This window comes from Mycoplasmopsis ciconiae (assembly GCF_036350065.1).
GTDB classification, from domain to species: Bacteria; Bacillota_I; Bacilli_A; order Mycoplasmatales; family Metamycoplasmataceae; genus Mycoplasmopsis; species Mycoplasmopsis ciconiae.
Window position 1 is genome coordinate 57,420 of sequence record NZ_JAZDWZ010000006.1, and the last position, 19,890, is coordinate 77,309.

Genomic DNA, 19,890 nt, shown 5'->3' on the forward strand with positions numbered 1-19,890 from the left:
AGTTATTTTTACTTTGCTAACTTATTCTAGTTATCCATTGATAACTTAACATCTTCTTTTTGTTTTGTGCTTGCTATATATAAAGCAGCTGTCTCAAGGTTTTTTTGTGCAGCTACTACATTTTTAGGAAACACAAATAAATCAGAATTATATTCATTAACAATTCTATTATATAAACGTCTTGAAGCAGCTATCTCTCTTTCGATGTATGCTGATTCTTCTGATAATTCAATAAACATTTTATCAGCTTTTAATTCTGGATAGTTTTCACTAACGGCAATTAAACGACCAAAAATACTATTATTAAGTTTATCAAGATCGTTTCTTGCTTCGATTTTACTTTCGTAATAAAGATTAGAAACCATTGAACGCATTTTAGTAACATCTTCTAAAACGGATTTTTCATATTTTATATAGCTTTTTGTAGCGTCAAACATTTTTGTCAATGTTTCACTTCTTTTTGTTAGTTGAATATCGATATTACTTGCAGCTTCATTAATTTGGTTTTGTTGTCTATTAAATTTATTTGATGTTGAAATGTATCAAAATATTGGGATAATAAGAATAAATGAAATAAAAACAATAATTTTAGCGGCTGTAGAAGCTTGCGCTTTAATTATTCTGTTATCAACACTGGGATTAAAACCTTCTGGGTGATTATTTTCTCTATTATTAAATAAATTTGACATTTTTATCCTTATTTAGCGTTTCTCATTGAACGCATAATTTGTTTGATTTGTGTTTCGCTAGCTTTTCTTCCCATTTGGTTAAACATAACACGAATTTGTTTTTCTGTAATTGGTGGATTTTCACGAATTTGTTTTTCAAACATTCTTTTTGTTAAGAAAAATACCAATATACCTGTTATTAAGGCGATCCCGATAACTAAAGCAATTATCATACCTACAAATGCACCTGTTGATAATGTAACACCCATAATACCTCCTTTTTGTATCATTTTTAACAGTAATAAAATTATATTATTTTTTTAATTTATTTTAAGCGCCATTTTATGTGCTATAAAAGCAACAAAAACTATTATTTGTATTCAATTTTTTGGTATTCTTTTGGTGACATTTTTTTAATGAATTCAACTAATAAATCACCTGAATTCATTAGATCACTAACTGAACAAACCCCAATAGGTGAGTGTAAATATCTTTGTGGTAAACTAATGGTTAAAGTAGCTGCTCCACCCTTAGCAAACTGTAGTTCAGCTGCATCAGTTCCACCTCCGGCAGCAACAAATTTATAAGCAGGTATTTCTTTTTCTTTGGCTAAATCATAAATGTATGAAACTAGTTTATAGTCCATCATTGTTCCACCATCATGCACTCTTAATGCTGCCCCTGCGAATAGTTTTGTAGTACCAGGTATAACGCCAATTGTATCGTGACTACTTGTGGTATCAAGAGCTATAGCTATATCAGGATTGATAATGCTTACACTGGTAGCCGCTCCTCTAGTTCCAACTTCCTCTTGAACTGTACCAACTAAATACAAATCAACTTCTAAATCTAAATTTGCCACTTTAGCTGCTATATAGTCTAATACGGTAACACCGGCTCTATTATCCATGGCCTTTCCAGCAACTAAGTCTTCGTTAGCAAAATTAACAAATTCTCCGCTAAGATAAACTCTATCACCTATTTCGACACCAAATTCAATCGCTTCTTTATCGCTAGTAAAACCAAAATCAGCATATAAATCATTATTTGTTAGAGCTTTAGATACTTTTTCAGATTCCATTATATGTATTGAAGTGTGACCAAAAACACCTTCAAAAGATTTGTTGTCTTTGTTAGTTACTAATTTAGCTTTTGTACCGACAACGACAGTGGCTCAAATACCACCAACAGGACTTAAAAGTAATTGACCACTCTTGTCAATTCTTCTAACCAAATATCCAATCTCATCCATATGTGCAGCGATCATTAATTTAGGAGCATCTGGATTTTTAGATTTTTTATGAATAATTAAGCTACCTAATTTATCTCTAGAATATTCGAAATTAGGGTTTTGGGTATTTTGTTTTAATTTTTGAACAACTGGTTCTTCATACCTAGACATAGCTTCGAGTGCCATGTATTGTTTTAATCTTTCTTTGAATTCTTTTTTGTTCATGTTACCTCATTTTCTTATTTTCAAATTTTTTGAAAATATAATCAATTTCTTCTTCATCGATTTGATCAGAACACTCATCATAAATAAATTTATTATTTATTTTTTTAGTTACAAAATATGCTCCGCCATTGTTTAGAAGAGTTCAATTAAAATTAAACTTTTCTACTTGATCTTCGACAACGTATTTTAAAGCACCTGTACCAATTCCTGTTATAAAAGTAATAGAATCTACCTTGTCATTTTCCAAGTCAAATAAATTATTTACAATAATTATACTTGCTTCCTCAGTTAATAGACCGTGCAGATCAACCGTTCTAGACATTATTGAATTTTTACTCCTGCGTTTTGCATCAATTTTAGTGCTAAATCATGAAAAACTTCTTGCGGGTGTGATTCTGAATCGAATGTAGCAGTACAATCTTTTAGGACTGTAATTTCTTGCTCAGAGTTTATTTTGTTAAAAAACGTTTTTAATGTTAAAACAAATTGTAAAACACATATATCTGTACAGCATCCTACGACACTTATAGATTTATATTTAGAAAGATCATTTAAAGGAATATCAAAAAAAGCGTTTGTCGTATTTTTGTAATATATTTTAGCATCAGAAGCAAAAGGTTGAAGTTCTTCTACAATTTCTGATTCATATGTATTTTTTAAACAATGAATAGGATATTGCTGCATTTCTAAATCGCTTTCTGAATGAGCGTCATTAACAAACAAAATATCTTCATCAGCATCTAGTTTTTCTAGATGATTTTTTATATTTGGGATTATTTTTTGTATATGAGAACTTTTTAAGTTACCTGTTTTTGTAAAACCATTTAACATATCGATTACAATAGTAGCTTTAGACATTATTTTTGACACCTTTCACAGTATGTTGTACCTCTACCGTTTAACTTTGCTTTAGTTAATTTTTCTCCACAATTAAAACATGGTTTGTTAGCTCTGCCATAAACTTTTAAGTAGTTTTGATATGTTCCGCTTTTAGAGTTAACAGATGTATAAGTATTAACGCTACTTCCACCTTTTGATATGCTATCTTGCATAATTGAAGACGCATTTTTAACTATCATTTGTATTTGGTCTTTAGTAATTGAATCTGAACTTCTAAAAGGATTTATTTTACTTGCGTGTAATACTTCATCACAGTAAATGTTACCCAATCCTAAAATTATATTTTGATCTAACAAAGCACTTTTAATAGGTATTCTTTTTTTCTGTGTTTTATTGTAAATTTCTTCTACATCTATATCTCAAGGCAATTTAGCTAATTTTTTTATAGGTTTGGCTAAGTACACATCACCCTCAAACGCTTCAAGAGTACCAAATCTTCTTGTATCGTTATAGATTAAAACATCACCATTATCTAAGTAAAAATAAACCAAATCATGTTTTCTGTTTCTGTAGTTATCATTTAATTGTTCCAAAGATTCAATAAAGTATTTACCTTCCATTCTTAAATGACTAATAATATTAATATTTTTCTCTAGTTCAAAAATGATAAATTTTCCTATGTTATACACTTTTAAAATCTTTTTATCAATAACTTTATTATTAAAAGAATCCAAAGAATCATTTTGGATTATTTTATTTGTTTCATAATTAATTTTTGCTATATATCTGTGTTTCAAAGACTCATTTAAAGCCCTCGAAACGACTGTGACTTCTGGAAATTCTGGCATGAAAATATTATAAACCACATTTAATAATAAATTATTAAATGAATAAAAAAATCACCATAACAATGGTGAATAAAAATGTGCGAATTAGATGAAAAAGATTTACTCATTCTAACATAATTTAAATAAAATATGCGGAACCATATAAAAAAACTAGAACAACTAAAAAAATAATAAAAGAAAGTGGATTGCGCGTTATTAACAAAATTATCTTTGTTATCAAATAGATGAATTTATGTAATCGCACATTTTTTGGGTTTAAAAAATCACTTAGGATGAATATACATCCAAAATAATTATAAGTAAATTAAAATACTTTTGCGAATATTAGTAAAAATGGTAAAAAAATGGAAACATATACGATTCCATTATTCATTAAAATTAATAAGTTTTATATTATTTAACTCTTTGTTAATTGAGTTTATTTCTAAGAAAACAGCATTAAATTGACATTTATTAGGTGAAACCTTAAATTTAACCTTTGAGTCATATCTGATTTTTTCATAAACTTCTTTAAAATTAGCACCAATAGCTGAATTTCTAGGACCTGTCATCCCAGCATCAGTAACATATAAAGTATGATTATCTAATTTTTTAGCGTCATTAGTCTGAACATGTGTGTGAGTCCCGCAAATTGCATCAACTTTCGAGTCTAAATAAATACCTAAAACATTTTTTTCACTTGTGGTTTCAGCATGAAAGTCAACAAAATGAAAATCAGTTTTTTCACTATACTTTAATATGTTATCAATACAATCAAAAAAGTTATCGGCATATTCTTCGTTTCAAGGGCTAAGAAGTTTATTGAACATAATACCCATTAGCGAAGTAACTCTAAGTGTAGAGTTTTTAACTTTAAAAATTTTTGAACCTTCTCCTGCGTAATTTTTGTTAATATTAGCGGGTCTTATAACGTCATTATTATTAATTATTTGTAAAATTTCACTTTTTGCTCAAACGTGATTACCGATTGTAAAAGCATTAACTCCGGCTTTTTTTAACCTTATGTAATCTTCTTTTATGAATCCTTTTCTACCTGAGACATTTTCAGCTTGAGCAATAACAAAATCAGCATTGTACTCTTTAATCAGTTTTGGTAAAAATGTTTCAACCATTTTAACACCAGGATCGCCAAAAATATCCCCAATAAAAAGTAATCTTATATTTTTATTTTCTTTTTGCATATTTTTATTAAATCCATTCTACAAATTAAAGTATAGTTTTTTTTAATGAATTTAATAAAAAAGTTTTATTTTTTAATTTCTGTACGTTCCTTATAAGATTGTTCTATTTCTTTGTAAAGTTGCGCATCTTCGTTTAAAAGTGTTTTGAGGGCTTTTTTTCCTTGAGCTATGTTTTTACCTTTGTAAGCGTATCAAGCTCCTTTTTTCTCCATAATTTCTTCTTCAACAGCCAAATCAATTAATTCCCCTAATTTATCCAACCCTTTGCTAAATAAAATTTCGCTTTCGGCATATTGATAAGGAGGAGCCACTTTATTTTTAACCACTTTTATTCTAATTTCATTACCAATAGAATCTTTTCCTTCACTTATTTGTGTCCCTTTTCTAACTTCCATTCTAATTGTTGAATAAAATTTTAATGCTCTACCACCGCTTGTTACTTCTGGATTTCCAAAAACAACCCCAACTTTTTCTCTTATTTGATTTACAAAAATAACAGTTACTTTATTTTTGTTTAATGTTCCTGCCAATTTTCTTAGTCCTTTAGACATTAAACGCGCTTGAGAACCTATTTGTTGATCCGACATACTTCCGTTTAATTCAGCTTCTGGTACTAAAGCCGCAACACTGTCTACAATAATAAGGTTAATATTCCCCGTTTTAGCTAAATAATCCACAATTTCTAAAGCTTGCTCTCCGCTGTCTGGTTGACTTATTATTAAATTATTTGTATCGACACCTATACTTTTTGCGTAATTTTTATCAATTGAATGTTCTGCATCTATATAAGCACAAATTCCATCATTTTTTTGAACTTCCGCAACAGCATGTAAACATATTGTTGTTTTACCAGAACTTTCAGGACCAAATATTTCAATTATTCTTCCTTTAGGATACCCTCTAACTCCTAAAATTTTGTCTATTTTTAAACTACCACTAGGATAAACTTCAATATCTTGATCATATTCATCACCAAGTAGCATAATCGCTTCTTTACCGAATTTTTTTTCGATCTCTTTTAAAGCTTCTAAAATTATTTTCTTTTTTTCTTGCATTTGCACCTCGTATATATGTGTTGCATTTTTAAGATTTAGACTTATATTAGACTTTTTTTGTAATTTTTTATTATTTGTAAATTTTTAAATAAAAGGAGCAAAAATAAGTGTTGAAATTAATGCGTTAGAAATAATTAGTTTAAAAATTGCAATTTTCTTTTTATATAAAATAAATGAAATAATAACGCAAGCAGGAACATAAATATATAAAACAATTCTTCTTCAACCATCAAAAAACAAGTTTTTAGAATTTTCAAAATCATAAAATATATATCCTTTACTTGAATTAAAAGAAAAGTGGGGAAAAAGAATCAAAATTAAAAGTTGAATACTCAAACCGATCATAATCGCAGCTATGACAGGTTTGAGTATATTTAACAAATTACTAATGTACTTATTTTGATTTTTATTAATTCTTTTCATTGCTCAAATCATAATTATAATCGCTGGTGTTGAGAATAAAATATAAGCTATTATTGCAAGTAAATAACCAACGAAACTATTTGGGGCCATTAAATAACCGCTAATAAAAGCGAATTTTAAACTAATAACACCTGGTGTTGAGTTAGTTAAGGTTAAAATTTGATTAATTTCACTTTCGCTGATGTTAATGCCAAAGTTGTTATTTATTGTTGATCACAATCACTGAAACATCGGTATAAAAACTTGTCCGCCACCAAAAACTGTAACGCTAATAAGCGCTAAACTTAAAAACAGAAATAAAACAGCTAAAATCATTATTTATTTTCCTTTTTAGAATTTCATTTTTTGAGTGTTCAATAATAAAGTGAATAAACTAAAATAACAATAACAATAGCCACAACAGGAATATTAAAAGGAGCAGGAACAAAAACGTAAAAACCAAAAGTAAAAATAAATAAGATCATTCACAAAGGCAATTTTAATTTTTTAGTTGATTGTTTTAAATATTCGTACGCAAAAGCGGCTAATATACCTATGATTGAAGCTAATACACCAACTGATAAAGCATATATATAATTTAGAGGAAGTTGCTTCACTAATAAAAATAAAATAAAGGTTAATAATATATGTGGAATCATAGCTATTATGCTAACAATATAGCCTTTTGTTTTACCTAGTAATTTAACAGATATATATGCTAAAGCCTGAATTATGCTTGGCCCGGGTAAAGAATTGGTTACAACCACAATCTTTTCAAATTCCTCATTAGTTATTCATTTTTTATTATCTACAGCTTCTTTTTTTATGACTGGCATTAAGGCGTTTCCGCCACCAAAACCAATAAAGGTTATTTTTATAATAAATCAGAATACTTCTCAAAATTGTGAGGAAGGTTTATTTGTTTTATTTTTTCATCTAAAAATCATAAAAAAATTATACCTTTTATACAAATTTTGTTTTATTGTCGATCTTAAGAAAATCACAAATAAAAATTTATTTATGGAAAAAATGAGGATATAAAAAAATAAATATGGTAAGTTTTTTCCACATTCATAAAATAAACGTTAAAAGCTATTTTAAAGTGTTGTCAAAATATTACTTAATATATATATATATATATATATCGCTTTCATTTTTTTCGATTTTCGAATATCAATAAAAAATATTTACAAAATCGTAAATATTTCGATAACAGTGAATAAATTCCACTTTTTATCTGTTTTTAATTATTACGTAAATATTTTTTTAATTAAACAAACAAAAGGATAAAAATGAAATCAAAATTGAAAATCATTTTAGGTTTAGGGGCTGTTACAACTTTAATGCCTATATCTATAATGTCTTGTGCAAAACAAGAAGATGAAAATCAAAATAAGGTTAAAGAATTAGAATCTCAACTTTCTGCTTTAACTACAAGATACAATGAAGAAAAAACTGCTTTACAAAATCAAATCGCACAAATGAATGCAAAATTAGAAGCAGAAAAAGCTGAAAAAGAAAAATTACAAACACAATTAAGCGCAAAAGAAAATGAGCTTAATGCTGAAAAAACTAAATTAAGCGAAGCTACTAAAAAATTAGAAGCTAATGAAGCTAAAAAAACTGAACTTGAGGAGCAAATAAGTAAATTAAATGCACAAGTGGAAGAATTAAAAGCACAATTAGCTGAAGCTGATAAAACATCACAAATAGAAGCGCTTCAAAGTGAAAAAACCACTTTAGAAGCCTCAGTTAGCGATCTTAACAAAAAATTAGAAGATGCTAAAGTTAAACACAATAGTGATTCTGAAAATATTACTGAATTACAAAAACAACTTTCAGAAAAAACCAAAGCACTTGAAACTGCTAACGCTTCTACACAAAGTTTAACCAGTGAAATTCAAACCTTAAGTGCTAATGTTGCTAAATTAACAAATGAATTAAAAGAATTAAAAGAAAAACAAAGCGCCCAAGCAAGCCAAAACACACAAACAGAAGAAACACAAACACAAAAAACTTCGCAAACCGAAGAACAAAATGAAAATAAAGCTCAAGATACACAAGAAGAAACACAATCTGAAGAGTCAATGAATCAATTATCAGACACAACAGATGAAAGTGAAGAAGAATCAGCTCAATCACCTGAGTCAAGAAGACAAGAATTATCAAATTACGAAGAAACATTGAACAAAAAACTTATTTCAGACTGATTAACTAATTACAACAGTAGTAATTTATCACAAGCATCTGAATTAGTTTCAAGAAGCTTTCCAAATTTAAGTGATGAAATTAATTCATTCATAGGGGCTTTAGCTCAAAACTATGAAAAATTAGTTGAAATGAAAAACTCACAAACAGAAGAAGAGTACTTAAAATTTTTAACTGAATTAGATAAATACATGGCAGCTTACCAACAAACATTTACAATTTTAAACGTGTTAATAAATGCTAGTTCATATTTTGATTATAGAAATTATCCATATGATTATAAACAAACTCAAGCCTTTATTCAAAGTGTAGCACAGCAAAAACAATATTTTGAAGACTTGTTTAAAAATGCATTTGCGAATGTTTCAAGCGGTAACCGTTTAATTAATTCTTATTCATTAGCTACATCATATTTAATTAAACAAATTACAGTATACTTAGACCAAGTTCAAATACAAAACGCGCAATTGATGCAAAAATTAGCAGAAAAAAGCACTGAAGAAAAATAAGCTATATTAATTAAAAAACAAAGTTTCACCTAAAGAGCGAAGCTTTGTTTTTTTACCTTGTTGCTAATGTAAAATATTATAAAAATTTTTATGCGCGCGTAGAGTGAAAAATATTTACGAAAAGTTTTTTTTAATATATAATTATGTTACTTATGGCGAATGTGGTGAAGTGGCTAACACAGCGGGTTGTGGTCCCGTCATTCGCGGGTTCGAATCCCGTCATTCGCCCCATATCAAGTAAGTAACCTAAAAGGTTACTTTTTTGTTTAAATTATCATTAAATAATTAAGGATGTAAATATGAGTTTAAAAGCCGGTATTGTTGGATTACCTAATGTAGGTAAAAGTACACTTTTTAGTGCCTTAACCAAAAAACAAGTTGAAGCATCTAATTATGCTTTTACGACAATCGAGCCTAATATTTCTAGCGTTGCGTTAAAAGATCCTAGAATTGAACAAATCGCAAAAATTGTAAATCCTAAAAAAATTGTCTATGCAACTTTTGATTTTGTGGATATTGCAGGTTTAGTAGAAGGGGCTTCAAAGGGAGAAGGTTTAGGAAATAAATTTTTAGCCAACATTAGAGAAGTTGATGCAATTATTCATGTTGTTAGATGTTTTGATAATAAAAATATAATGCACGTAGCCAATTCAGTAGATCCTGAAAGAGATCAAAAGGTCATCAATTTAGAGTTAATGTTAGCTGACTTAGAAACTGTTAATAATGTTATTAATCGCGTTAATAAAAAGGCTAAAAGTGGTGATTCTTTGGCTAACCAAGAGTTAAAATTAGCCCAACTAATTAAAGATAACCTTGAAAAAGAAATTCCTGTCCGTGATTTAAGTTTGAGCGAAGAAGAAAAGAAAATTATTAAAGGATATCAGCTTTTAACAGCCAAACCTATTATTTATGTTGCAAATTTATCAAATGAACAAATTGTGAATTATCAAGAACAACCATTATTTATCAAATTAAAAAATTCTCTTCCTCAAGGGACTAAAATTATTCCTATTTCAGTTCATATGGAAAGTGAATTAATTGAGATTGAAGACGAAAATGAAGCAAAAGAGTTTTTAAGCATGTATAACATTGAAAGAAGCGGATTAGATATTTTAACTAAAGAAGCTTTTGATTTATTAAACCTTGAAACTTATTTTACAGCCGGAGTTGTTGAAGTTAGAGCTTGAGTTTATCGCAAGAATATGTTAGCGCCTCAGTGTGCAGGAATTATTCATAGTGATTTTGAGAAAAAATTCATTAAAGCAGAAGTTATTTCTTTTGAGGATTTTATTCAAAATAATGGTGAATTAGGTGCTAAAGCAGCTGGTAAAATGCGCCAAGAAGGTAAAACATATGTAATGCAAGATGGTGATGTGTGTCACTTCAAATTTGGTAAGTAAGTCTAAATTTTTAATATAATTATTTTGATATTTATTTATCATGGGGGTTTAGCAAATCGGCAATGCAGTGGTCTCCAAAACCATCGAGACGGGTTCGACTCCTGTAACCCCCGCCATATCTAAAAAAGATCGAAATTAAATTTTATAAATTAAAAGAGCTTAGTTATTCACTAAGCTCTTTTAATTAATTCTTTGGTTTGGTTAAAAAGCTGAATATAAGGAGTTTCATCAAAAAATTTAGTATCTTGTGCTAAAACTCATAAAACAACAATGTAATACACAACTAATTTTTGTTTTAGAAGTTGTTTGTAGTCAATTTCATCATCGTAATTTTGTAAAAATCACTTTTCTTGTTCTTCATTTAAATGAGATGAACAAATAAAATAAGCCAAATCAAAATGCTTGTCATTCATGGTAGCATATTCTCAGTCGACAATAAATATTTGTTGATCTTTTTTGATCATATTTCTAGTTCACAAGTCATTATGATTAGGTGTAGATTTGTCACATTCGCTTGTAATTTTTTCAATTAGAGGATAATTTTGTCTAATAAAAGGCAAGTCTATATTCTTTTTCTCGATAATTTCAATATATTTTTTTATTCTTTTATCTATATTGTATTGAGGAAACTCTAAATTCGAATTATGTAATGTAGATACATTTTGAGCAATTATTTTTAAATTTTGTTGGTTTAGTTCTACATCTGAGCCATCAATGTATTCTCAAATCATCTCATTAGAGCTATTTTTTAGTAATTTTGGAACAAAGTTTAATTTAGATAATATTTGGTAATTTATTTTGTGATTAAATTCGTTTATGTTAATTTCTTGAATGAACAAATTGTCTTCTTTAAAACTTTTATTTGTAAAACCGATGTTTATTTTTTCTCTCATCCTAACCTCTTAATTTTACTTATATGTCTTTAAAACAGTCTTTTTGGTCAAATAAATAAAATTTTATTTAATTTATATCATTATTTTAAAGCGATTATTTAATATGGAAATTTTTACAATTTAATTTTATAATAGTCTTAAAACTATTTTTAATTATTTTTGTAAAATAATAATACTTAACAATATTTAGATTGTATAAGCAAATTTTAAGTAATTATGAAAGGGAAAATTATGAGAATTTTAGTTGTCGGTGCTAACCACGCAGGTACTTCTTTTTTAAGAACACTTAAAACATTAAACCCTAATGCTGAAGTTGTTGCGTATGACAGAAATACAAACGTATCATTCTTAGGATGTGGAATCGCAATTTGAGTAAGTGGATTATTTACAGATCCAGCTGGATTATTTTACTCATCACCAGAAATCTTAAGAAAACAATACAACGTAGATTTAAAAATTAACCACGAGGTTATTGAATTAAACAGATCTAAAAACGAAGTTTTAGTTAGAGATTTAGAAACAGGAACAGAATTTACAGATAAATACGATAAATTAGTATTTGCTGGTGGAACATGACCTATTGAACCACAATTCAAAGGTATTGAATACAAAAATATTATGTTATCTAAATTATTCCAACATGCTGAAGCTATTGTTGAAGCGGCTAATGATAAAAAAGTTAAAGACGTTGTTGTTGTAGGAGCTGGATACATTGGTGTTGAATTAGTTGAAGCGTTCCATGAAAAAGGTAAAAATGTTACTTTAATTGATTTACAAGACAGAGTAGCACCAAATTACTTTGACCCTGAATTTACAGACCAAATGGAAAAAAGAATGGCTGATTCAGGTGTTAATTTACAATTAGGTCAAAAAGTTTTAGAATTCAAATCTAAAGATGGAGAATTTGTTTCTAGCGTTGTTACAGATAAGGGTGAATTTAAAGCTGACTTAGTTATTTTATGTATCGGATTCAAACCAAGAACAGACTTTGTTAAAGATGTTGAAAAAACAGCAAATGGAGCTATTAAAGTAGATGAGTTCCAAAGAAGTATTTCAGACAAAAATATTTACGCTATAGGTGATTCAGCAGCTATGAAAAACTGCATCACAAACGACTATCAACACGTAGCTTTAGCTACAAACGCTGTAAAAAGTGGTTTAGTAGCTGCTTTACACTTATCAGGTATAGAAGTACCATTCCCAGGTGTAGTCGGAACAAACGCAATTAATGTTTTTGATTGTCATTATGCATCTACAGGATTTACAAAATCTACAGCCGTAAGAATGGGATTTGATGAAAGTGTTGTTGGTGAAGAGTACTGAATTGATAATGATCGTTGTGAATTTATGGGTGATGTTGAAAAAGTTGCATGTAAAATAACATACAACAAAGAAACATTAAAATTATTAGGTGTTCAAATTGGTTCATGAGGAAAAGAACTTCACGTTGAAGTAATTTACATGTTTGCCTTAGCTATTCAAAGAGGTTTAACATTACCTGAAATCGCTTTAACAGATGTGTTCTTCTTGCCTCACTTTAATAAACCATTTAATTTCTTCTTAATGCCAATGTTAAACGCATTAGGAATCAAATATAAAGCTTAATAACACAACACAAAAAAGTTGCAAAAAGCAACTTTTTTTATTGTTTTACAGGTAAAAAACGATTTTTAAAAGGTTTTTTATTTTTTAAAATTAACTATATAATTAAAAAATGATTAAATTAAAAGTAAATTACCAAGAGCGTATTGATAAATACATTTCCAACCAAACTGAAATTTCCAGAAATGATATTAAACAATTAATTGAAGAAAAAGCTGTTAAAGTTGATGGGGTTACGGTAAATAAACCGAAATTTATTGTTAGAGAAAATCAAGAAATAGAAATTGAAAAATTAATTGATAAAATCGTTGAAATAAAACCACAAAACATTGATTTAGATATAGTTTTTGAAGATGAATATTTAATCGTAATTAACAAACCTTCAAATATGGTTGTCCATCCAGCGCCAGGACACTATGAAAACACATTAGTTAATGCTCTTATGTATCATTTTAAAAACAATCTAAGTAACGAAAACGGACTTTTAAGGCCAGGTATTGTTCATAGAATTGATAAAGACACTTCTGGATTGTTATTAATTGCTAAAACCAATGAAGTTCATCAAAAATTAGCTGATTTTTTTAAAACACATGAAATTCACAGAAGTTATTTAGCTATTGTTGATAATATTTTAAGTGCTAAAAAAATCAAAATTGACTTGCCTATAGGTAGAGATGTCAAAAATAGACAATCAATGACAGTTACTCATTCTAACTCTAAACATGCAATCACACATGTAGAGATGCTTAAGAGTTTTTATTATCAACATCAACCTAAAACACTTGTTAAGTGTACATTAGAAACAGGAAGAACACATCAAATTAGAGTTCATTTAAGTTACATTAAAAATCCAGTTTTTGGTGATCCTATTTATAATAAAGAAATTGATTTATTTGGGCAGAGACTACATGCATATAAATTAGAATTTACTCACCCAATTACAAACCAACAAATGAAATTCTTAGCAAAACCGCCAGCTGAATTCAATATCGCTGATTTTGACTTTGAAACATTCTTAAAAAACGAATAAAAAAACTTTATAATTAATTTAATATTTAAATTAACGTCCAAAAAGGAGAAAAATGGAAAAAAAACCATTGTTAAGCAGAAAAAAGTATTTAAATTTCGATAGTCCAAAAGATTTGTACGAAAATGGTAAAAGAACTTTTAATCTTTGATTTATGCTATATGTTGCTATTTTAGTTATTACAGCAATTTTATTGATTGTAGGTATTTTTGTTTTTGTTTATGTGGATAGCCAAAATGTTTATGAATTTATTTTAAAAACTTATAACGAAACATTCAACACAAATAATCCTAATTTATCCGCACCAACTAAAAATGGCGTTATTACTTCGTATATTATTTGACCTTCAGTTTTCTTTTTTTTCACAATTTTATCTTTAGTTTACTTTGTTATTTCAATGTTTGCGGGAAAAGCAAAACAAAATTATGGAGAATTAAACATTGTTGGTAATATTGTTTTATTTGTTGTTTTCTTAAATCTAGCAACACCTTTTTTAACAGCTGCAATTTATGGCTCAACAAAAATTAGTTATGTTTATCAGTGAATAAACTTGGCCACAGGTATTTTTACGATTGTTGCATGATTCTTTGTGGGTAGAGAAGTCAAATTCATTAAAAGAGCTTTCATGTTTATAAGAATGCGTGAAGAGATGAAAAATAATATACAATTTAATATTCCTGATTTTGAAAATTTTGTAACTAAAGTCAAAGAAGAAGTTCAAAACGAAAAAGTACGCGAAAACGCCGAAGCTGAAGCGCAAAAAGAAAAATCTACATCTGATTCTGTAAAAGATGAATATATTAAAAAATTAAAAGATTTACCAATCGAAAAATTAAAAAAAGCTGCTGAAGATTTAAATATTTTTGGTTATGAAGATATGGATGTAGAGGAGCTAGCTGAAAGAATTTATTATTACTCTAAAAAGAAAAATTCATCATCACAAAAAGACGAAAACTCTTCAGAAGATAAGCAATAATTATAAAAATAACACAAACAATAAATAAACACATCAATGTGTTTATTTTTAATTATTTATAAAAAAAGGAATAAAGAAAAATAATAATATAAAATATTAATATTAATTAATATTAATATGGTTTTTTAAGGAGGTAGAATGCTTAATCTTAAAAAGATATTTTTATTATCTAGTTCACTTGTGTCTTTAATTCCTGTATCTTTTGTTGTGGCCTGCGACTCAAGTCAAGAAAAAAAAGCGCTGATCAATATAAGAAATCAAGTACAGCAGATGAATGACGAAGAATTACTTAAACTTTTAGACATCAAATATCCTCCTCAAAGTTTAAGCAATTTAGAAGCAGAACCTAAAAATTACACATCTGAAGCTTTATGAAGCATAAACGCTTTTAGATACGAAAATCAAGTAACTTTTGATGGTTATAAATTTAATATTTTTTTAGAAAATGTAGTAGGTAACCCCGGTTCAGATATAACAACTTTTACATTTAAAGTTCAATTAAACTCTTCTTTAGTAACTGACCCAATATACGCAAGAAGAACAACCAGTTTATTTAAAGCAATTAGATTAAATCACAATCACTACTCTAAGCAAAAACCAATTTCAGAAAGTATTAAAAAGCAATTTAGCGATGAGCAAATTTTAGAAAATCTAAAAAAATATAATTAGGAGAAAAAATGGACTATAAAAAAACCTTAAATATGCCAAAAACTTCATTTGAAATGAAGGCTAATTTAGTTGTCAAAGAACCAAAATATCTCAAGTTATGAAAAGAGAATCAAATTTATAACAAAGTTTTAGAGAAAAATAAAGACAATCCACATTTTGTTTTACATGATGGTCCTCCATATGCTAATGGTGATTTACATATTGGTCACGCATTAAATAGAATTTTGAAAGACATTATTGTAAGATATAAATCACTCAAAGGTTTTTATTCACCTTTTGTTTTAGGTTGGGATACACACGGATTGCCAATCGAGCATAAAATGCTAAAGGAAGCAAACATCAATAAAGATGAATTAACACCACTAATTTTAAGAAAAAAAGCTGCTAAATATGCCTACAAACAAGTCGAAAAACAAAAAAAACAACTTGAAAAATTAGAGATGCTTACTGATTTGGATACTTACTATATAACAATGGATAAACACTATGAAGCACAGCAGTTAAGGTTGTTTAAAAAAATGGTTATGGATGGTTTAGTATATAAAGGATTAAAACCGGTTTATTGATCTCCTTCTAGCCAAAGTGCTTTAGCTGAAGCGGAAGTTGAGTATCAAGATGTTGTGTCTCCTTCTATTTATGTAGCTTTTAAAATTGTATCTACAACAGAAAAAAATAAAGTTCACGTTAATGATCATTTAATAATTTGAACAACAACACCATGAACTTTGATAGCTAACTCAGGAGTGGCTTTAGGCGAAGAATTTTCTTACACAAGATTAAAATATGAAAACAAAGTTTATATTGTAGCTAGTGAATTACTTGAGAAAGTAACCCAATTATTTGGCTGAGAAAATTATGAAATTTTAGAAGTTTTAACAGCAAAAGACATAGTAGGGGCTACATATTTAACTCCAATTACACATCAAGAAGCTAAAGTTGTTTTTGGTCACCACGTTACCTTAGAAAGTGGGACAGGTTTAGTTCATATTGCTCCATTATTTGGTGAAGATGACTTTTTAATAGGTCAAAAAAATAAACTAAATATGATTATGCACATCGCTGATGATGGAAAAATTGATTACGAATGTAAATATAATGGCGTATTTTATGAGGATGCTAACAAAATAATTATTGACGATTTAAAAAACAATAATTCTTTAGTTAAAGAAGCAAAATTAAAACACCCATACCCACATGATTGAAGAACTCACCAACCAATTATGTATAGAGGAACACCTCAGTGATTTGTTTCTATTGATAAAATAAGAAACAAAATTTTAAACGAAATTGAAAAAGTAAAATTTTATCCTGAATGAGCGCAAAAACGTTTATCACAAATGATTGAAAATAGAGGTGATTGAACTATTTCGCGTCAAAGAAGCTGAGGTGTACCAATTATTATTTTTTATGATAAAAATAAAAAACCAGTTATCAATGAAGAAATTTTCGATTATGTAATTAATCTTGTTCAAGAGCACGGTAGTGATATTTGATGAGAAAAAGATGCGGACGAATTATTACCTCAAGAGTATAGAAATTTAGGTTACACTAAAGAGATGGATATAATGGATGTTTGATTTGATTCTGGAAGCAGTTCTATTTCATATCATATTCCTAACACTAATGTGCCTTATGATTTATATTTAGAGGGAGTGGATCAATATAGAGGTTGATTTAACTCTTCAATAATCAACTCAGTTGCTTACTATGGTTTTGCTCCTTATAAACAATTAATAAGTCATGGATTTACTTTAGATGGAAAAGGTGAAAAAATGTCTAAATCTAAAGGGAATGTCATTGACCCAACTTCAGTTGCAAAAGAAAGAGGAGCTGACATTTTACGTTTATGAGTTGCAAACAGTGAATACTCTAATGATGTTTCAATTAGCAACGAAATCTTAGATCAAAATGCTGAATTATACAGAAAATTGAGAAACACAATTAGATTCTTATTAGGTAATTTAGATGGATTTAAGTATGATGCAACTTTAGAGAGAGAAGGAATTCATTTATACATAAAAGAGGAACTTGAATTACTTAAAAATAAAGTAGTTAATTATTACGATCAATTTAAATTTATTAATGTAATCAAAGAAATCAACAATTATATTGTTGACTTATCTAGTTTTTATTTAAGTGTAACTAAAGACATTTTATATGTTGACAAAAAAGACTCTAAACGTCGTTTAATGACTCTTACTAACTTTTATGAAATAGTTGAGTTTTTAGTTGTAGCTTTAGCTCCAATTATTCCTGCAACAGCCGAAGAAATTTACGAACACTTTGATAAAGTTAACAAAAAAGAATCAGTTATGCTTGAAGAATTCCCTCAAGTAAAACCTGTTAATTTTGCTATTTTAGACAAATTTAAAGTATTCTTTGAACTTAGAGATAAAGTAAATCAGTTAATTGAAAATGCTGTTAAAAATCATCAAATTAAGCGTTCAAATGAAGCTAAATTATATTTAGATGTACATGATCAATTTTTAGCTAGCTTAGATTTAAAATTACTTTTAATGGTTGGTGATATTGAATTTAGTGATAAATTCGCTTTAGAAGTATTCAAAAGTGAAAAATGTGCTAGATGTTGAAATCACTTTTTACCTAATTTAATTGTTGATCAACTATGTCCAAATTGTTCTTCAATAATTGCAGATTTAGTAAAAGAGCAAAATTTAAATGAATAAAAATACATTTTTCCAAAAAATAAAAGATTTTACCATCAAAAGTAAACAAAAAATCAAAGAATACTCTTTAAAAAACGCGCATGCTTTTAAAGAGTATACAAAGACAAACAAAAAAAGAATAATAATTTCTTATATTATTTTAATTAGCGTTGTCACAATTTTATTGTTAGTCGATCAATTGACTAAAACATTTATTTTTAAGCACGTAGATGTACATAATTTAGTTGATGGAAAAGGCTTAGCGCCAGATGGAAGTGGTCAATATATTTACCCTGAAACTATTTACCCTTCACAAGATAAGTGATTGGATTATATTATTATTGGTTTTAGATTTATTTGACACAAAGGTGTTACATTTTTACCAAGAGGAATCAATTTAAATATTATTCAAGTTTTAAGTATTTTAATAATAGTCTTTATTGTTTTTGCTACATATTTTGCTGAGTGAAGATTTGTAGTTTTTATGGCGTTTATTTGTGCTGGAGCAGCCGGAAACATGATTGATAGATTTTTATTTGACAACCATGTTAAAGACCTTTTATATGTTCCGTTTTTAGAAAAGAGAGGAACATTTAATTTCGCTGATACTTGAGTTATTATTGGTACTATCGGAACATTAGCGACAATTTTAGTAGATCTAATTATTGATTTTTTCAAACGCCTAAAAAACAAAAAAAACGAAAATGAAACTAAAATTGATTAATTTAAAAGTCGATTAAAAATCGACTTTTTATTAAGCTTTTTTGATAAAAAAATAACAAATAATAATTAATTATTTATAATACATACATGTTTAATGTTAAATTAGTAGAATTACCCAAAAAAGTATTAAGAGAAATTTCAAAAGAAGTTACTCTTCCATTATCAAAAGAAGATGACTTATTAGCTCAGAAGATGATTTATCACGTAGATGATAGTCAAAAACCTAACACTAAATTTCGCCCTGCTGTTGGTGTGGCTGCTGTTCAGTATGGAGTTTTAAAACGTATGTTTTATGTACATGTTAAAAACTTCGATACAGATGAAACTATTTTTAGTGACGTTATTATTAATCCAGTTGTACTTTCAAAAAGTTTTGGTAAACAAGCCTTAAGCGAAGGTGAAGGATGTTTAAGTGTTCCTGAAAATTATCCAAATCAAGAAGGTTATATAAGAAGAGCTACAAGAATTAAAATTAAATGTTATAGTTATAAACAACAAAAAGAAGTAGAATACGATCTAACAGGATATGTAGCGATTGTTTTCCAACATGAATTAGATCATTTAGACGGTAAGTTGTTTATTGATAGAATAAAAAGAAGCAATCCTTGAGAAAAAGAAAAAGATTTAATTTTAATGTAAATATGAAAAAGTTCCATTTTTGGAACTTTTTTTGTTTTTTAAAAAGCTAAAATAAATAATGTAGAAATATCTCTGTTAATTAAAAAAACAAAGTTCCACCTAACGGGTGAAGCTTTGTTTTTTTAACG

20 protein-coding genes and 2 tRNA genes are annotated in these 19,890 nt (G+C 27.9%); 11 read left to right on the plus strand and 11 right to left on the minus strand.

The window, feature by feature from the left end; translation table 4 throughout:
• Window positions 1-26 precede the first annotated feature (26 nt).
• The 10 genes from V2E24_RS02345 to V2E24_RS02390 all read right to left on the minus strand — a co-directional run bounded on the left by V2E24_RS02345 (window position 27) and on the right by V2E24_RS02390 (window position 7,397).
• Entirely contained in the window at window positions 27-689 is a 663-nt protein-coding gene (locus V2E24_RS02345) for a LemA family protein (RefSeq protein WP_330500821.1), read from the minus strand.
• Between the two features lie 8 nt (window positions 690-697).
• Window positions 698-937 (minus strand): YneF family protein, encoded by a 240-nt coding sequence (locus V2E24_RS02350; protein WP_330500822.1) that lies wholly within the window; start codon window positions 935-937, stop codon window positions 698-700.
• A 101-nt stretch (window positions 938-1,038) separates the two neighbouring features.
• Window positions 1,039-2,124: a M42 family metallopeptidase gene (locus tag V2E24_RS02355; RefSeq protein WP_330500823.1), complete on the minus strand. Its 1,086-nt coding sequence runs from the start codon at window positions 2,122-2,124 to the stop codon at window positions 1,039-1,041.
• A gap of 1 nt (window position 2,125) precedes the next feature.
• Window positions 2,126-2,446, minus strand: a complete 321-nt coding sequence (locus tag V2E24_RS02360) for a Smr/MutS family protein (RefSeq protein ID WP_330500824.1) — start codon at window positions 2,444-2,446, stop codon at window positions 2,126-2,128.
• Window positions 2,446-2,982, minus strand: a complete 537-nt coding sequence (locus V2E24_RS02365; RefSeq protein WP_330500825.1) for a cysteine hydrolase family protein — start codon at window positions 2,980-2,982, stop codon at window positions 2,446-2,448. Before V2E24_RS02365 ends, V2E24_RS02360 begins: the two co-directional genes overlap by 1 nt.
• The gene (gene mutM / locus V2E24_RS02370; protein ID WP_330500826.1) at window positions 2,982-3,812 is read right to left on the minus strand and encodes a bifunctional DNA-formamidopyrimidine glycosylase/DNA-(apurinic or apyrimidinic site) lyase; all 831 of its coding nucleotides are present in this window, start codon (window positions 3,810-3,812) and stop codon (window positions 2,982-2,984) included. Before mutM ends, V2E24_RS02365 begins: the two co-directional genes overlap by 1 nt.
• 365 nt (window positions 3,813-4,177) lie before the next feature.
• Entirely contained in the window at window positions 4,178-4,993 is an 816-nt protein-coding gene (locus tag V2E24_RS02375) for a TIGR00282 family metallophosphoesterase (RefSeq protein WP_330500827.1), read from the minus strand.
• Between the two features lie 65 nt (window positions 4,994-5,058).
• Window positions 5,059-6,048, minus strand: a complete 990-nt coding sequence (gene recA / locus V2E24_RS02380; protein WP_330500828.1) for a recombinase RecA — start codon at window positions 6,046-6,048, stop codon at window positions 5,059-5,061.
• Window positions 6,049-6,132: 84 nt separating this feature from the next.
• Window positions 6,133-6,786: a chromate transporter gene (locus tag V2E24_RS02385; RefSeq protein WP_330500829.1), complete on the minus strand. Its 654-nt coding sequence runs from the start codon at window positions 6,784-6,786 to the stop codon at window positions 6,133-6,135.
• Window positions 6,786-7,397 (minus strand): chromate transporter, encoded by a 612-nt coding sequence (locus V2E24_RS02390; RefSeq protein ID WP_330500830.1) that lies wholly within the window; start codon window positions 7,395-7,397, stop codon window positions 6,786-6,788. The genes V2E24_RS02385 and V2E24_RS02390 overlap by 1 nt, the downstream gene beginning before the upstream one ends.
• Before the next feature lie 345 nt (window positions 7,398-7,742).
• Here V2E24_RS02390 and V2E24_RS02395 point away from each other — a divergent pair, with 345 nt between their 5' ends.
• From V2E24_RS02395 to V2E24_RS02410, 4 genes are all read left to right on the plus strand, one after another.
• Window positions 7,743-9,167 (plus strand): coiled-coil domain-containing protein, encoded by a 1,425-nt coding sequence (locus tag V2E24_RS02395; protein WP_330500831.1) that lies wholly within the window; start codon window positions 7,743-7,745, stop codon window positions 9,165-9,167.
• Window positions 9,168-9,322: 155 nt separating this feature from the next.
• Window positions 9,323-9,398, plus strand: a tRNA-His gene (locus tag V2E24_RS02400).
• 68 nt (window positions 9,399-9,466) lie between these two features.
• Entirely contained in the window at window positions 9,467-10,567 is a 1,101-nt protein-coding gene (ychF, locus tag V2E24_RS02405; RefSeq protein WP_330500832.1) for a redox-regulated ATPase YchF, read from the plus strand.
• A 42-nt stretch (window positions 10,568-10,609) separates the two neighbouring features.
• Window positions 10,610-10,683, plus strand: a tRNA-Trp gene (locus V2E24_RS02410).
• A gap of 54 nt (window positions 10,684-10,737) precedes the next feature.
• Here the strand turns inward: V2E24_RS02410 and V2E24_RS02415 are convergent.
• The gene (locus V2E24_RS02415; protein WP_330500833.1) at window positions 10,738-11,460 is read right to left on the minus strand and encodes a phosphotransferase; all 723 of its coding nucleotides are present in this window, start codon (window positions 11,458-11,460) and stop codon (window positions 10,738-10,740) included.
• A gap of 231 nt (window positions 11,461-11,691) precedes the next feature.
• Here V2E24_RS02415 and V2E24_RS02420 point away from each other — a divergent pair, with 231 nt between their 5' ends.
• The 7 genes from V2E24_RS02420 (at window position 11,692) to def (ending at window position 19,762) form a co-directional block, all read left to right on the plus strand.
• Window positions 11,692-13,065 carry an FAD-dependent oxidoreductase gene (locus V2E24_RS02420; protein ID WP_330500834.1) on the plus strand — a complete coding sequence of 458 codons (1,374 nt, stop codon included), beginning with the start codon at window positions 11,692-11,694 and terminating at the stop codon, window positions 13,063-13,065.
• Window positions 13,066-13,174: 109 nt separating this feature from the next.
• Complete coding sequence (locus V2E24_RS02425) at window positions 13,175-14,092, plus strand: RluA family pseudouridine synthase (protein WP_330500835.1); 918 nt, start codon at window positions 13,175-13,177, stop codon at window positions 14,090-14,092.
• A gap of 52 nt (window positions 14,093-14,144) precedes the next feature.
• A complete protein-coding gene (locus V2E24_RS02430) occupies window positions 14,145-15,065 on the plus strand; it encodes a hypothetical protein (RefSeq protein WP_330500836.1) in 921 nt (306 codons plus the stop codon).
• A 138-nt stretch (window positions 15,066-15,203) separates the two neighbouring features.
• Window positions 15,204-15,734, plus strand: a complete 531-nt coding sequence (locus tag V2E24_RS02435) for a hypothetical protein (RefSeq protein WP_330500837.1) — start codon at window positions 15,204-15,206, stop codon at window positions 15,732-15,734.
• An 8-nt stretch (window positions 15,735-15,742) separates the two neighbouring features.
• Window positions 15,743-18,421 (plus strand): isoleucine--tRNA ligase, encoded by a 2,679-nt coding sequence (gene ileS, locus V2E24_RS02440; protein WP_330500838.1) that lies wholly within the window; start codon window positions 15,743-15,745, stop codon window positions 18,419-18,421.
• A complete protein-coding gene (locus V2E24_RS02445; RefSeq protein WP_330500839.1) occupies window positions 18,414-19,124 on the plus strand; it encodes a signal peptidase II in 711 nt (236 codons plus the stop codon). The genes ileS and V2E24_RS02445 overlap by 8 nt, the downstream gene beginning before the upstream one ends.
• Before the next feature lie 86 nt (window positions 19,125-19,210).
• A complete protein-coding gene (def, locus tag V2E24_RS02450) occupies window positions 19,211-19,762 on the plus strand; it encodes a peptide deformylase (protein ID WP_330500840.1) in 552 nt (183 codons plus the stop codon).
• The last annotated feature ends 128 nt before the right edge of the window (window positions 19,763-19,890 follow it).